Source organism: Streptomyces sp. NPDC042259, assembly GCF_055582085.1.
Genome location: NZ_JBVJDW010000003.1, coordinates 638131 through 652310, shown reverse-complemented (window position 1 = coordinate 652310; position 14180 = coordinate 638131). Strand labels below are relative to the sequence as shown.

Genomic DNA, 14180 nt, shown 5'->3' with positions numbered 1-14180 from the left:
CATCCAGCCTGTCCGGCGTTTGAGGACGCGCCCGCAGGGCGCCTCGCCGCCGCAGGCGGCACCACCGGCCGGTAGTCGAAGAACCGCCGGAGTCCGTCGGCACCACCGCTGCGCGGCGGTAGTCCTCAATCGCCGGACGGGCTGGAATGGCTGAGGCCGGCCTAATCGCTGCCCGCGCTGGCGGCTGAGCCCAGCCGAATCAAGCCCGTCCGGCGCTTGAGGACGCGCCCCAGGGCGCTCGCCGCCGCAGGCGGCAGGACGGACGGGGCCGGTTTCGCCGGGCATAGCCGACAGCACGCGAGCGCCCACCGCCGTACGGCGGTGGGCGCTCGGTCGTAAATGATCAGCCCGAAGGGCAAGGGCAGGGGGTCACGCGGCGGTGACCTGGACGCCGTGCTCGGCGGCCAGGCGGTGCAGGTCGTCCAGCTCGGCCTGCTCCACCTCGGCGAGGAAATCGTCGCCGGTCCGGCGAGCCTGGTCGAGATCGGTGCGGGTGTTCTCTATGCGCTGCAGGATGCCAGCGGTGAACGCGTCCATGGTGCGGCGCCCTCTCGTCGTGAGTCGATGGCACGGGGGTGTGCCGACGGCGAAACGATCACGTGCGGTGTCCCTGCGGGTGACGGCCGGTCGTGACGCGCCGCCACAAAGCGTGATCGCGGGTGTGCAGACGTCTTCCCCACCGCGATCCGCGCGGAAACCTGCGATGTTCGAGGAATCCGGAATCCCCGCCGATCCGGCCACCGGCACCCCCCTTACGGCCGGTTTATCGACGTTCGAGGCAGGATGGACGCACCCGTCAGGGGAATCACACCTGCCCACAGGGCCCGAGGAAAGGAACAGCGCCGTGCGCGTACTCGTCGTCGAGGACGAGCAGCTGCTCGCAGATGCCGTCGCCACCGGACTGCGCCGGGAGGCCATGGCCGTCGACGTCGTGTACGACGGGGCCGCGGCCCTGGAGCGCATCGCCGTCAACGACTACGACGTCATCGTGCTCGACCGGGACCTCCCGCTCGTCCACGGCGACGACGTCTGCCGCAAGGTCGTCGAGCTGGGCATGCCCACCCGGGTCCTGATGCTCACCGCCTCCGGTGACGTCAGCGACCGCGTGGAGGGCCTGGAGATCGGCGCGGACGACTATCTGCCCAAGCCCTTCGCGTTCAGCGAGCTGACCGCGCGCGTCCGCGCGCTGGGCCGCCGCACCACCGTGGCCCTGCCGCCCGTCCTGGAGCGCGCCGGCATCAAGCTGGACCCCAACCGCCGCGAGGTCTTCCGCGACGGCCGTGAGGTGCAGCTGGCGCCGAAGGAGTTCGCGGTGCTGGAGGTGCTGATGCGCAGCGAGGGCGCGGTCGTCTCGGCCGAGCAGCTCCTGGAGAAGGCCTGGGACGAGAACACCGACCCGTTCACCAACGTCGTCCGAGTCACGGTCATGACGCTCCGCCGCAAGCTCGGCGAGCCCGCCGTCATCGTCACCGTGCCCGGCTCCGGATACCGGATCTGACGCCGTATGCCCACTCCCGCCACCCCCGCGCCGCCGGCGACCCCTCCCACGCCGCCGAAACCCACCTGGGACCCCCGTCAGCCGGTCGTCCGGCCGTTCCCCTGGCTGCGCCCGACCATCCGGATCAGGCTCACCCTGCTCTACGGCGGCATGTTCCTGATGGCCGGCGTCCTGCTGCTGACGATCATCTATCTGCTGGCCGCGGACGCCCTGCGCCAGGGCAACGAGCTGCCCTTCAAGATCCTCAACGCGCAGGTGGCCTTCACCAGCGACACCTGCCCGGACCTGACCGGGACCCGGGACAGCGGCGCCTTCATGCAGGGCCTCGAACAGTGCATGCGGAACCAGCGGGCCATGGCCCTGGACAGCCTCCTCAAGCGCTCCCTGCTCGCCCTCCTCGGGCTCGCCGTGATCGCCTTCGCCTTCGGTTACGCCATGGCCGGCCGGGTCCTCTCGCCGCTCGGCAAGATCACCCGCACCGCCCGCCGCGTCGCGGGGACGGACCTGTCCCGGCGCATCGAACTCGGTGGGCCGGACGACGAGTTGAAGGAGCTCTCGGACACCTTCGACGAGATGCTCGACCGGCTGGAGCGGGCCTTCACCGCGCAGCAGCGGTTCGTGGCCAACGCCTCGCACGAGCTGCGCACCCCGCTGGCCATCAACCGGACGCTGCTGGAGGTCCACCTCTCCGATCCCGGCGCCTCGCCCGAACTGCAACAGCTCGGCAAGACCCTGCTCGCCACCAACGAGCGCAGCGAGCAGCTCGTGGAGGGCCTGCTGCTGCTCGCCCGCAGCGACAACGAGATCGTGGACCGCAAGCCCGTGGATCTCGCCGAGGTGGCCTCCCGGGCCCTCGACCAGGCCCGGGCCGAGGCGCAGACCAAGGGCGTGGAACTGCGCGGGACGCGGGAGCCCGCGGTCGTGCAGGGCAACGGGGTGCTCCTGGAGCGGATCGCGCTGAACCTCGTGCAGAACGCCGTGCGCTACAACACCCCGGACGGCTGGGTGGAGGTCACCACACGGGCCCTGCCGGGCCAGGCGCTGCTGGTCGTGGAGAACACCGGGCCGGTCGTCCCGGCGTATGAGGTGGACAACATCTTCGAGCCCTTCCGACGGCTCCGTACGGAGCGCACGGGCAGCGACAAGGGCGTGGGCCTCGGCCTGTCGATCGTGCGCTCGGTGGCCCGGGCGCACGGAGGGCGGATCACGGCCCAACCCCGGGAGGGCGGCGGGTTGATCATGAGGGTTGTCCTGCCGGCCTGAGAACTCTGCGAGAATAGGGCGGCCGAAGGTTCGCTTTGGGCGGAATTTTCACATTCCGGCCATCGCTGTGGGCATGTGTGATCGATCACATGCGCAAACTTCCGGCCACCCACTCTCCGTGATCGATCAGGCTGCCGGAACGCCGGAAAAATGGGGGTTTCCGGGGGTCCTGATCACGGGAAGTACAGGTGATGGCGCATCCGCATGCGTCGTCCGGACCGTGTACGGTCCCGTTCGCCATCCATCCCCATCACCTCTTCAGGTGTGCGGTTGGGTGTCGATTGAGTAACAGACCTTGATGTGAGGCAAAATCTCCGCCTCAGGTCGGGCACAAGTCCGGCCTCTCACGCGTTACGTGCGCTGGAGACACCGCAGACACCCAGAGGGGGAGAGCGACATGGCAACGGACTACGACACCCCACGCAAGACCGACGATGACGTCAACGAGGACAGCATCGAGGAACTCAAGTCCCGGCGGAACGACAAGTCCGCGTCGACGGTCGACGTCGACGAGTTCGAGTCGGCCGAGGGCATGGAGCTGCCCGGCGCGGACCTTTCCAATGAGGAACTGTCCGTCCGGGTCCTGCCTCGGCAGGCCGACGAGTTCACGTGCATGAGCTGCTTCCTCGTGCACCACCGCAGTCAGCTGGCCCGCGAGAAGGACGGCCAGCCGATCTGCCGCGACTGCGACTGAGGACCGGGTCTGCCATGGCAGGCTCGACCCCCTTCCGGAAGCGACGCTCCCGGCAGCCCGAACTGACCACCGGGCCGGCCGAGGGCGTCGCGCGGCAGGACGCAACCGCATCCGGCGAAGCGGTCGACGCGAGCGTGGAGCGGGGCCGTACGGCCTCGCTCGCGGCCGCGGTCGGCCGTGGGGCCAAGAAGGGCGGCCGGGGAGCGCTGGCGGGACTCACCGCCGTCGCCGACCGGATCATCGCGAACGCCCCGCGCATCCCGGTGCGCGACCTCGCGACCCTGCGCGAGCAGTTCCCGGGCCTCGGCCCGGAGCAGCTCGCCGACAAGCTGGTGGCCGGTGCCGCGAACGGCACGTCCACCGTGGGCGCCGGCGTCGGCGCGGCGGCGATGCTGCCGGTGCCGCCCGCCATGCCCGCCGAGCTGGCGGCCGAGATCGTCGGCGTCGCCGCCGTGGAGTTCAAGCTCATCGCCGAACTCCACGAGGTCTACGGGGTCCGCGCCCCGGGGGCCGTGCGCCAGCGGGCCACGGCCTATCTGGGCGCCTGGGCCGAGGAGCGCGGCATCGACGTGACCTCGCCCCTGACCCTGAACGCGGCCCTCGGCGGCCAGCTGCGGCGCGAGCTGCGCCAGCAGGTCCTCAAGCGCACGTTCCGCAATCTGCCGAACCTCACGCCCTTCATGATCGGCGCGGCCGTCGGCGCGGTGCTGAACCGCCGCGACACCAAGAAGCTCGCCGAGAAGGTACGCAAGGACCTGCGCACCAAACAGGTGCCCTGGGACGCGCTGCCCGACTCCGCCTGGAGCGCCCTGCCGCCCGCCCAGGAGGATCCGGGGGCCGGCTGACCCCCTGGGGCCTCCCGAGCCGCCCTGTGCCCGTCAGCCGGGCCCGTGGCCCCTCCCCGGGGCTTGTCTTGAGGCTGCCCCGGGGGCGGTGTGCGGTGTCCTCAATCGCCGGACGGGCTTGGTTCGGGCTGAGGCCAGCCCGAACCAGCCCCTGGGGGTACGCCCGAAGGGCGCGCGCCGCCGCAGGCGGCAAAGACGGCCCGCGGTCGAAGTCCCGACGAAACCGGGCCCCTAGGCCCGTACGGCGGCGAGGGCGGCGGCCAGGCGCTCGGGGGAGCGGGTGGAGAGATAGACGTACGGCGTGGGATCGGCGGGGTCGACGACCTCGATCCGCACCGCGGTGGGGATGTAGCCGCGCAGCAGCATGAAGGCGCGGGTGTCGGCCTTGTGGGTCCGCCAGGCGCGGGCCTGTTCCGCGTCCAGTACCTCCGGTACCCCCAGCGCCTCGACGGGGATCCGGGCGTCGCCCGCGACCAGCGCGCCGCCGACCACCCGGATCCGCGCGGATCCGTAGGAGCTGACCGCGACGGCCGCCAGCGCGCCGCCGCCGACCAGACCGCACAGCGGCGGCAGCGTGCCCAGCGGCAGCAGGATCAGCGCCATGGCGATCCCGACGAGAACGGTGATGAACCACCAGGAACGGGGCGCGGTCAGGCGTTCTTCGTAAGGCTGCATAAGCCCAAGCTTGGCACGGCCGGGACCGGGTGCCCCCGGCGCGGGTAAGGTCAGCCCCTGTGAGTGGAAGAACGACAGCGCTGACGCCCCCGGACGACGCCGGGCCGCCGGTGCGGCACCCCGACGCCCCCGCACCCGGAGAGATCATCGGGTCGCACTACGAGTACTGCTTCGGCTGCGGCCCTTCGGTGCCGCACGGCCTGCACCTCGAGACACGGGCCGGCGAGGGCGTGCGGGTCACGGCCGAGTTCCGGGTCAAGGAGGCCCACCAGGGCGCGCCCGGTCTCGCGCACGGCGGTGTGCTGGCCACGGCGCTGGACGAGACGCTGGGCGGGCTGGGCTGGCTACTGCGGGTGATCGCGGTGACCGGCCGGCTGGAGACGGACTTCGTCCGTCCCGTCCCTGTGGACACCGTCCTGTACCTGGACGCCGAGGTGCTCGCGGTGCACGGCCGCAAGATCTACTGCACGGCCACCGGCCGGATCGGCGGCCCCGACGGGCCCGTCGCGGTGCGCGCGGACGCGATGTTCGTCGAGGTCAAGGTCGACCACTTCATCGAGAACGGCCGCCCGGCCGAGATCAAGGCCGCTCTGGCCGACCCCGACCAGCTGAAGGTCGCGCGAGCTTTCGAGGTGAACCCGTGATGCGCAGTCCCGTCGACGTGCTGATCCGCCGAGTGGACCCGGAGGTGCCCGTCCCCGCGTACGGCCACCCCGGCGACGCCGGCTGTGATCTCGTCACCACCGAGGCCGCGGTGCTGGCACCGGGCGAGCGGATGGTGCTCCCCACCGGGGTTTCCATCGCGCTGCCGGACGGGTACGCCGCCTTCGTGCACCCCCGTTCGGGGCTCGCTGCCCGGTGCGGGGTCTCCATGGTCAATGCCCCGGGGACCATCGATGCCGGGTACCGTGGAGAGATCAAGGTGATTGTGGTCAATCTGGACCCGCGCGAGAGCGTGCGGTTCGAGCGGTTCGACCGCATCGCCCAATTGGTTGTCCAGCAGGTCGAGAAGGTCCGCTTCCACGAGGTGGCGGAGCTTCCCGGCTCGGCGCGGGCCGAAGGGGGCTTCGGGTCCACCGGTGGCCACGCTGCCGTGGGGAATGGATTCGCTTCGGTCGCCCGCGACCGGGAAGGACAGTGACGTGTTCGGTCGTCGCCGCAAGCAGAGCGAGGACGCCGTCGGCCAGGTCGACGGTGTGACCTCCCAGGAGTCGGCTGAGGACTCCCTCGCCGACGAGTCCGCACAGGACACCGCGGCCGAGACCCGGGTCCGGCTGGAGCCGGAGCCGCGCCCCGACGGGCCGTGGGACATCGCGGAGGTCCGGGAGCCCGGCGAGGGCCGGGTGGACCTGGGCGGACTGTTCGTGCCCGGCGTCGAGGGCATGGAGCTGCGGGTCGAGGTCGCCGGTGACGCGATCGTCGCCGCGACCGTGGTGCTGCGTGACAGCGCCGTGCAGCTGCAGGCCTTCGCCGCCCCCAAGCGCGAGGGCATCTGGCACGAGGTACGGGACGAGATCGCGAGCGGCATCACCCAGCAGGGCGGTGTCGTGGACGAGGTCCAGGGGCCGCTCGGCTGGGAGCTGCGGGCCCAGGTGCCCGTGACGCTGCCGGACGGGACCAACGGTGTGCAGCTGGTGCGCTTCGTCGGCTGTGACGGACCGCGCTGGTTCCTGCGCGGTGTGATCTCCGGCCAGGGCGCGGTGCAGCCGCAGACCGCCGGACTGCTGGAGCAGATCTTCCTGGACACCGTCGTCGTGCGCGGCGACTCCCCGATGGCGCCGCGCGACCCGATCGTGCTGAACCTGCCGGACGACGCGCAGATGGTGGCCGAGGGCCTGCAGCAGGAGGAGCCCGAGGGCTCGCGCTTCGCCGGTGGCGTGGACCGCCTCCAGCGGGGCCCGGAAATCTCCGAGATCCGCTGAAAAAACGCTCGTCAAGCGGCTGGATCGCGCCGTTTCGCTGGGCCGCAACCCCTGTCCGGGGTTGCGGCCCAGTGTCGTTTTCGCAGGTACACGCGGCGGGCGTATGAATCTCGTCAAGGGCGCGCTAATGGCCGTAAGGGAGGCGTCAACGGACCGTTCGCGAGCCGGTCCGAGAGGTTTCCTCTAGAGGTCCGTTCATATCCGAACCCTCTAGGAGCACACGATGGCCGACGTGGCCTTCGTCGTCACCACGATCGCGGTCTTCGCGCTGGTGGCTCTCGTCGCCAAGGGGGTGACGAAGCTGTGACCACCGAGAACGTCGTCGGTCTGGTCGTGGCCGTCGCCCTCCTGGGCTACCTGATCCTCGCCCTCGTTTTCCCGGAGAGGTTCTGACCGTGCCTATTGCCGCTATCGCGGCGGGCGATATGAGCCCCGTCCTTTCCGGAGTCCTCCAGCTCACCGCCCTCGCTGCGGCGCTGGCACTGGCCTACCGCCCGCTGGGCGACTACATGGCCCGCGTCTACAGCTCCGACAAGCACCTGCGCGTCGAAAAGTGGATCTACCGCTCGATCGGCGCCGACCCCGACGCCGAAATGCGCTGGGCCGCCTATTTCCGCGGTGTCCTGGCCTTCTCCCTCGTCGGCGTGCTCTTTCTCTATCTGCTCCAGCGGATTCAGGGCGTCCTGCCGGATTCGGTCTCGCTCGGCTTCACCGCGATCGACCCGGACCAGGCGTTCAACACCGCCGCCTCGTTCGTCGCCAACACCAACTGGCAGTCGTACTCCGGCGAGCAGGCCATGGGCCACGCCGTCCAGACGCTCGGTCTGGCCGTGCAGAACTTCGTCTCCGCGGCCGTCGGCATCGCCGTCGCCATCGCCCTCGTCCGGGGCTTCGCCAGGTCCCGCACGGGCGAACTGGGCAACTTCTGGGCCGACCTGGTGCGCGGCACCGTCCGCGTCCTGATCCCGGTCTCCGTCGTCGGTGCGCTGGTCCTCGTCGCCTGCGGCGCGATCCAGAACTTCGCGGGCATCCACGAGATCGGGCAGCTCACCGGCGGCACCCAGCAGGTGGGCGGCGGAGCCGTGGCCTCGCAGGAGGTCATCAAGGAGCTGGGCACCAACGGCGGCGGTTACTTCAACGCCAACTCCTCCCACCCGTTCGAGAACCCCAACGCCTTCACCAACCTCTTCGAGATCTTCCTGATCCTCCTCATCCCCTTCGCCCTGACCCGCACCTTCGGCAAGCTCGTCGGCAACGTGAAGCAGGGCTACGCGATCCTCGCCACGATGGGCGTCATCTGGCTCGGCTTCACCGCCCTGATGATGTGGACCGAGTTCGCGGGCCATGGCGCCGCGCTCGAAGCGGCCGGCGGGGCGATGGAGGGCAAGGAACAGCGCTTCGGCGTCGGCGCCTCCGCGATCTTCGGGGTGGCCACCACTCTGACCTCGACCGGTGCGGTGGACTCCTTCCACTCCTCGTTCACCGGCTTCGGCGGCGGCATCACCCTGCTGGGCATGATGCTCGGTGAGATCGCGCCCGGCGGCGTCGGTTCGGGCCTCTACGGCATGCTCGTCATGGCGGTCATCGCGGTGTTCATCGCCGGTCTGATGGTCGGCCGTACGCCCGAGTACCTCGGCAAGAAGATCGGCACCCGTGAGATCAAGCTCGCCGCGTGCTACATCCTCGTCACCCCGACGCTCGTGCTCGGCTTCACCGCCCTGTCCATGGCGCTGTCCGGGCCGCCCGGGTCGATGCTGAACACCGCGGCCGGCTCGGTGGACGGCAGCGGGGCGCACGGCTTCTCCGAGGTCCTCTACGCCTTCACCTCCGGCGCCAACAACAACGGCTCCGCGTTCGGCGGACTGAACGCCGACACCCCCTGGTACAACACCACGATCGGCCTCGCCATGCTGCTCGGCCGCTTCCTGCCGATGGTGTTCGTGCTGGCCCTCGCCGGCTCGCTCGCCGAGCAGAAGCCGGTGCCCGAGACCGCGGGCACCCTGCGCACCGAGAAGCCGCTCTTCGCCGGGCTGCTCGTCGGCGCGATCCTCATCATCACCGGTCTGACCTACTTCCCGGCCCTGGCCCTCGGCCCGATGGCGGAGGGACTCTCATGAGCACGACCACCCCCGTACGCACCGCCCCCCAGGAGCCCGGAGCGGGCACGCCAAACACCGAGGAGCACGGGCGCGTCTCCGGTGGCCTCTTCGACCCGGCGCAGCTGCTGAAGTCGCTGCCCGACGCGTTCCGCAAGCTCGACCCCCGGGTGATGGTCAAGTCCCCGGTGATGTTCGTGGTCCTGATCGGTTCGGTGGTCACCACCGCGCTGGCGGTCAAGGACCCGGGCGACTGGTTCGGCTGGGCGATCACCGCCTGGCTGTGGCTGACCGTCCTGTTCGCCAACCTCGCCGAGGCCGTCGCCGAAGGCCGCGGCAAGGCCCAGGCCGACACCCTCCGCAAGGCCAAGACCGACACGGTGGCCCGCCGTCTCAACGGCACCGTGGAGGAGCCGGTGCCCGGCACCGAGCTGCGCGTGGGCGACCTCGTCGTCTGCGAGGCCGGCGATGTCATCCCCGGCGACGGTGATGTGGTCGAGGGCGTCGCGAGCGTCGACGAGTCCGCCATCACGGGCGAGTCGGCGCCGGTCATCCGCGAGTCCGGCGGCGACCGGTCCGCGGTCACCGGCGGCACCAAGGTGCTGTCCGACCGCATCGTCGTGAAGATCATGACGAAGCCGGGCGAGACCTTCATCGACCGGATGATCAATCTGGTCGAGGGCGCCGCCCGGCAGAAGACACCGAACGAGATCGCGCTCAACATCCTGCTGGCCTCGCTCACCATCGTCTTCCTGCTCGCCGTCGTCACCCTCCAGCCCTTCGCGATCTACGCGGGCGCCGAGCAGTCGATGATCGTCCTCGCGGCCCTGGTGGTCTGTCTGATACCGACCACCATCGGCGCGCTGCTCTCCGCGATCGGCATCGCGGGCATGGACCGGCTCGTGCAGCGCAACGTCCTGGCGATGTCCGGGCGGGCGGTCGAGGCGGCCGGTGACATCTCCACGCTGCTGCTCGACAAGACCGGCACCATCACCTACGGCAACCGCCGGGCCGCCGAGTTCGTCCCGGTCAAGGGCACCACGGCCGCCGAGGTGGCCGATGCCGCCCAGCTCTCGTCGCTCGCCGACGAGACCCCGGAGGGCCGCTCGGTCGTCGTCCTCGCCAAGGAGAAGTACGGCCTGCGCGAGCGGCACGAGGGCGAACTCGTCGGCGCCGAGTGGGTGCCGTTCACCGCCCAGACCCGGATGTCGGGCGTCGACGTGGACGCGCGGAAGGTCCGCAAGGGCGCGACCGGTTCGGTCGTCGCCTGGGTCGAGGAGCGCGGCGGCCACGTCGCCGAGGACACCCGGACGCTGACCGAGGAGATCTCCCAGGCCGGCGGCACGCCCCTGCTCGTCGCGCTCGAGGACGCCGAGGGCGCGCGTGTCCTGGGCGTCATCCACCTCAAGGACGTCGTCAAGGAGGGCATGCGGGAGCGGTTCGACGAGCTGCGCCGCATGGGCATCAAGACCGTCATGATCACGGGCGACAACCCGCTGACGGCCAAGGCCATCGCCGAGGAGGCGGGCGTGGACGACTTCCTCGCCGAGGCCACCCCCGAGGACAAGATGGCCCTCATCAAGCGCGAGCAGGCCGGCGGCAAGCTCGTCGCGATGACCGGCGACGGCACCAACGACGCCCCCGCGCTGGCCCAGGCGGACGTCGGAGTGGCCATGAACACCGGCACCTCGGCCGCCAAGGAGGCCGGGAACATGGTGGACCTGGACTCCGACCCGACCAAGCTCATCGAGATCGTCGAGATCGGCAAGCAGCTGCTCATCACGCGTGGCGCGCTGACGACCTTCTCGATCGCCAACGACGTCGCGAAGTACTTCGCGATCATCCCGGCGATGTTCGCGGTGGTCTACCCGGGCCTGGACAAGCTCAACATCATGGGCCTGGCCTCGCCCGAGTCCGCGATCCTCTCGGCGGTCGTCTTCAACGCGCTGGTCATCGTGGCGCTGGTGCCGCTCGCCCTCAAGGGCGTGCGCTACCGGCCGATGAGCGCGGACGCCATGCTCCGGCGCAACCTCACCGTCTACGGGCTGGGCGGACTGATCGCGCCCTTCGTCGGCATCAAGATCATCGACCTGCTCATCTCCCTCATCCCTGGCATCGGGTGACGTCATGAACAACTCCGTAAGCAGTACGTTCCGCGTGGTGGGGGCGGGCCTGCGGGCCCTGCTCGTCCTCACGCTGGTCTGCGGCGTCCTCTACCCGCTGGCCGTCACCGGCGTCGCCCAGGCCGTCTTCCACGACAAGGCCAACGGCTCCGAGGTGAAGGCCGACGGCAGGTCCGTCGGCTCCGAGCGGCTCGGCCAGCGCTACGACCTCGACAGGAAGGACAAGGACGGCAACCCGCTGCCCGACCCAAGGTTCTTCCAGCCGCGCGCCTCGGCCGCCGGTGCGAACACGGTGAACACCCGGTACGAGCTGGTGGTGTCCGGCGCGTCCAACCTCGCCGCCGACAGCAAGGTCCTGCTGACCGCCGTCGAGCGGCGCCGCGCGGACGTCGCCGCCTTCAACGGCGTCTCCCCGGCGTCCGTCCCGGTGGACGCCCTCACGGCTTCCGCCTCCGGCCTCGACCCGGACATCTCCCCGGAGTACGCCCGCCTCCAGGCCGAGCGCGTCGCCAAGGCCAACGGCCTGCCCGTAGCGGAGGTCCGCGAGCTGGTGAAGGACCACACGGACGGCCGCGTCCTGGGGTTCATGGGCAACGAGCGCGTCAACGTCCTCAAGCTCAACGTCGCGCTGCGGAGGCTCGCCGCGCGGTAGGGCGGTCACCGCGAACGGCAACTGCCCGTACGCGCGTTCGCGGACGCGCGTACGGGCTGCTGCCGTTGGCGGTACGGAGACGCGGGCCCGGGGCTGATTGCCGACAGCGGATGGTCGCTGCCGGATGCGGACAGGGCGGAGGGCCGACGGATCCTACGGTTTTGGAGGAACCAGGTTCTGGAGGCGTGCATGGACAGCTATCGCGGGGTGCGGTCGGCCCTGATCGTGGGCGCGGGTGTCGCGGGTCTGACGGCGGCCACAGCCCTCGCCCGTACGGGATGGCGCGTGGAGATCGTCGAGGCCGGCCCGTCATCGGCGACGTCCGGCTGGGGGTTGTGCCTGACCGGGCCCGCGCTGCGCGCGCTGGCCGCGTTGGGGCTCGCGGACGCGTGTCTGGACGAGGGACACGGCATGAGCGTGATCACGCAGGTGGACGTGCACGGCGAACTCGCGGGCCGGGCCCGGTTACCGCGTCTGCTCGGTGCGCGGCGCCCGGCGCTGGTCGGCATCGCCCGCCCCGTACTGCACCGCATCCTGTACACCGAAGCCGAGCGGTGCGGCGTGGTGGTACGCCACGGGCTGACGATCACGGCGGTGGACCAGGAAGCTGAGCCGGTGCGCGTGCGGCTGTCGGACGCGACCGAGCGGCAGGCCGCGCTCGTCGTCGGAGCGGACGGGATCTCGTCCTCGGTACGGGGACTGCTGGGCCTGCGCACCTCGCTCGACTACCACGGGCAGATGGTGTGGCGGGCGCTGGTGCGGCGCCCGTCGTGGGGCACCGGGGTCCATCAGTTCGCCGGGAAGGTCCACACGGCGGGGCTCGTCCCCCTCTCGGACAGCCGGGCGTACGTCTTCCTGACGGAGAACGGGGTGGGCCGGGGCGCCCTTCCCGGCACCGAACTCGCGCCCCGGCTGGGGCGGTTGCTGGAGTCCTTCCCCGGCCGGGCGGCGGAGCTGGCCCCGCTGGTGCCCGCGTCCGGGGCGGTGGTACGCCGCCCGGTGCTGACGCACGTCCTCCGGGGTGACTGGCATCGCGGCAGCGGCGTGGTCATCGGCGACGCCGCCCACGCCCCCGCCCCGCAGATGGCCAGTGGCGCGGCCCTCGCCATCGAGGACGGCCTCGTGCTGGCCCAGGAGCTGGAGCGGCACGCGTCGGTCGGCGCGGGGCTCAAGGCATTCGTGAACCGACGCGCCCAGCGGTGCCGGACGCTGGTGGACACCTCCGTGACCCTCGCGTCCTTGGAGCGCGCCCGGCGCCACCACGAGGCGTATCCGCTGGCCGACGCCTGTCACCGCCTCATGGCCGAGCCCGCGTAACCGACCGGCCGCTCGGTACGGCCCACGAGGAGACCCGGCCCGCGGCGACGTGCCGCGACCCACTGAACCGGCGCCCGGCCGACCGACCCACGCGTCCGAGGGAGTGCACTCACCATGAGCGACACCAATCTGATCACCCACCTGCGGCACATCGATGTCGCCATGCCGAACTTCGCCGAGCAGCGACGCTTCTACACCGAGCTGTGGGGCCTGACGGAGACCGCCGCCGACTCGGGTGTCGCGTTCCTGGCGGCCGAGGGCTCCCCGGAGCAGTACGTGGTGCGACTGCGCGAGGACGCGCACAAGCGCACCGACCTCATCGCCTTCGGTGCCGAAAACGCCGCCGACGTCGACACCCTGGCCGCTCGACTGGTCGCCCAGGGGGTGCGGTTGGTGCACGAGCCCAGGCCGCTGGACACCCCCGGGGGCGGTTACGCGGTCCGCCTGTTCGACAACGAGGGCCGCGTGGTCGAGGTCTCCGCGGGCGTCGCCACCCGCCGGCACCGCACGATCGAGGCCCGCGAGCCGGTCCCCGTGCGCCTCTCCCACGTGCTGATGAATTCCCCCACCCCCCTGGCCACCGTCGCCTGGTACATCAAGCACCTGGGCTTCCGGCTCTCGGACACCATGTGCCTGGGCGACCACGGCGAGATCATGTGGTTCCTGCGGTGCAACGCCTTCCACCACAGCTTCGGCATCGTGCGCGGCCCGCACGCGGCCTTCCACCACGCCTCCTTCGAGATGCGCGGGATCGACGAATTCATGCGCGGAACCGGCCGGATGCGGCGCCTGGGCGTCGAGCGCCTGTGGGGACCGGGACGTCACCGTGCCGGTGACAACTCCTTCAGCTACCACCTCGACCGGGCCGGCAACACCGTCGAGTACACCACCGCGCTGGAGGTCCTCGACGAGGACACCTGGCACCCCCACCTCTACGACCTGCGCGATCCCGCCAACGCCGATCAGTGGGGCACGTCCGAGGAGATGGACGAGTTCATCGCCGCCAAGTCCCACAACGACATCGATTCCGGGCTGTTCGTCGCCCCGCCGATCTGATGCGTGACGACCAGCCACGACCGGCCCGTCGCGGACCGA

15 protein-coding genes are annotated in these 14180 nt (G+C 70.9%); 13 read left to right on the top strand and 2 right to left on the bottom strand.

The annotated features are described in order from the left end of the window. Positions 1-369 precede the first annotated feature (369 nt). Entirely contained in the window at positions 370-537 is a 168-nt protein-coding gene (locus ACZ6MA_RS11700) for a hypothetical protein (RefSeq protein WP_469433008.1), read from the bottom strand. A 307-nt stretch (positions 538-844) separates the two neighbouring features. Between ACZ6MA_RS11700 and ACZ6MA_RS11695 the strand changes: the two genes are divergently transcribed. The 4 genes from ACZ6MA_RS11695 to ACZ6MA_RS11680 all read left to right on the top strand — a co-directional run bounded on the left by ACZ6MA_RS11695 (position 845) and on the right by ACZ6MA_RS11680 (position 4300). Further along, positions 845-1498, top strand: coding sequence for a response regulator transcription factor (locus ACZ6MA_RS11695; protein ID WP_184738539.1), 654 nt, complete (start codon positions 845-847; stop codon positions 1496-1498). A gap of 6 nt (positions 1499-1504) precedes the next feature. After that, positions 1505-2761 carry a sensor histidine kinase gene (locus ACZ6MA_RS11690; protein ID WP_469433006.1) on the top strand — a complete coding sequence of 419 codons (1257 nt, stop codon included), beginning with the start codon at positions 1505-1507 and terminating at the stop codon, positions 2759-2761. Positions 2762-3158: 397 nt separating this feature from the next. Next, entirely contained in the window at positions 3159-3455 is a 297-nt protein-coding gene (locus ACZ6MA_RS11685) for a DUF4193 domain-containing protein (protein WP_130881781.1), read from the top strand. Positions 3456-3469: 14 nt separating this feature from the next. After that, positions 3470-4300: a hypothetical protein gene (locus ACZ6MA_RS11680; protein ID WP_469433004.1), complete on the top strand. Its 831-nt coding sequence runs from the start codon at positions 3470-3472 to the stop codon at positions 4298-4300. A gap of 231 nt (positions 4301-4531) precedes the next feature. Here ACZ6MA_RS11680 and ACZ6MA_RS11675 read toward each other — a convergent pair whose 3' ends face one another. Next, positions 4532-4975: a DUF3093 domain-containing protein gene (locus ACZ6MA_RS11675; protein WP_469433003.1), complete on the bottom strand. Its 444-nt coding sequence runs from the start codon at positions 4973-4975 to the stop codon at positions 4532-4534. 59 nt (positions 4976-5034) lie between these two features. On the opposite strand from ACZ6MA_RS11675, the gene ACZ6MA_RS11670 reads away from it, so the two are divergent. From ACZ6MA_RS11670 to ACZ6MA_RS11630, 9 genes are all read left to right on the top strand, one after another. Further along, entirely contained in the window at positions 5035-5619 is a 585-nt protein-coding gene (locus tag ACZ6MA_RS11670; RefSeq protein ID WP_469433001.1) for a PaaI family thioesterase, read from the top strand. After that, positions 5619-6116: a dUTP diphosphatase gene (gene dut, locus ACZ6MA_RS11665; RefSeq protein WP_469433153.1), complete on the top strand. Its 498-nt coding sequence runs from the start codon at positions 5619-5621 to the stop codon at positions 6114-6116. The genes ACZ6MA_RS11670 and dut overlap by 1 nt, the downstream gene beginning before the upstream one ends. A gap of 1 nt (position 6117) precedes the next feature. Next, positions 6118-6897 carry a DUF3710 domain-containing protein gene (locus ACZ6MA_RS11660; RefSeq protein ID WP_469433000.1) on the top strand — a complete coding sequence of 260 codons (780 nt, stop codon included), beginning with the start codon at positions 6118-6120 and terminating at the stop codon, positions 6895-6897. Positions 6898-7200: 303 nt separating this feature from the next. Further along, a complete protein-coding gene (kdpF, locus tag ACZ6MA_RS11655; protein ID WP_469432998.1) occupies positions 7201-7290 on the top strand; it encodes a K(+)-transporting ATPase subunit F in 90 nt (29 codons plus the stop codon). Positions 7291-7322: 32 nt separating this feature from the next. Beyond that, positions 7323-9014, top strand: a complete 1692-nt coding sequence (kdpA, locus tag ACZ6MA_RS11650; RefSeq protein ID WP_469433151.1) for a potassium-transporting ATPase subunit KdpA — start codon at positions 7323-7325, stop codon at positions 9012-9014. Next, positions 9011-11116: a potassium-transporting ATPase subunit KdpB gene (gene kdpB, locus ACZ6MA_RS11645; protein WP_469432997.1), complete on the top strand. Its 2106-nt coding sequence runs from the start codon at positions 9011-9013 to the stop codon at positions 11114-11116. The genes kdpA and kdpB overlap by 4 nt, the downstream gene beginning before the upstream one ends. A 4-nt stretch (positions 11117-11120) precedes the next feature. Next, positions 11121-11768 carry a potassium-transporting ATPase subunit KdpC gene (gene kdpC / locus ACZ6MA_RS11640; protein WP_469432995.1) on the top strand — a complete coding sequence of 216 codons (648 nt, stop codon included), beginning with the start codon at positions 11121-11123 and terminating at the stop codon, positions 11766-11768. A 189-nt stretch (positions 11769-11957) separates the two neighbouring features. Then, positions 11958-13085: an FAD-dependent monooxygenase gene (locus tag ACZ6MA_RS11635; RefSeq protein ID WP_469432994.1), complete on the top strand. Its 1128-nt coding sequence runs from the start codon at positions 11958-11960 to the stop codon at positions 13083-13085. 114 nt (positions 13086-13199) lie between these two features. Beyond that, positions 13200-14141 (top strand): VOC family protein, encoded by a 942-nt coding sequence (locus ACZ6MA_RS11630; RefSeq protein ID WP_469432992.1) that lies wholly within the window; start codon positions 13200-13202, stop codon positions 14139-14141. The last annotated feature ends 39 nt before the right edge of the window (positions 14142-14180 follow it).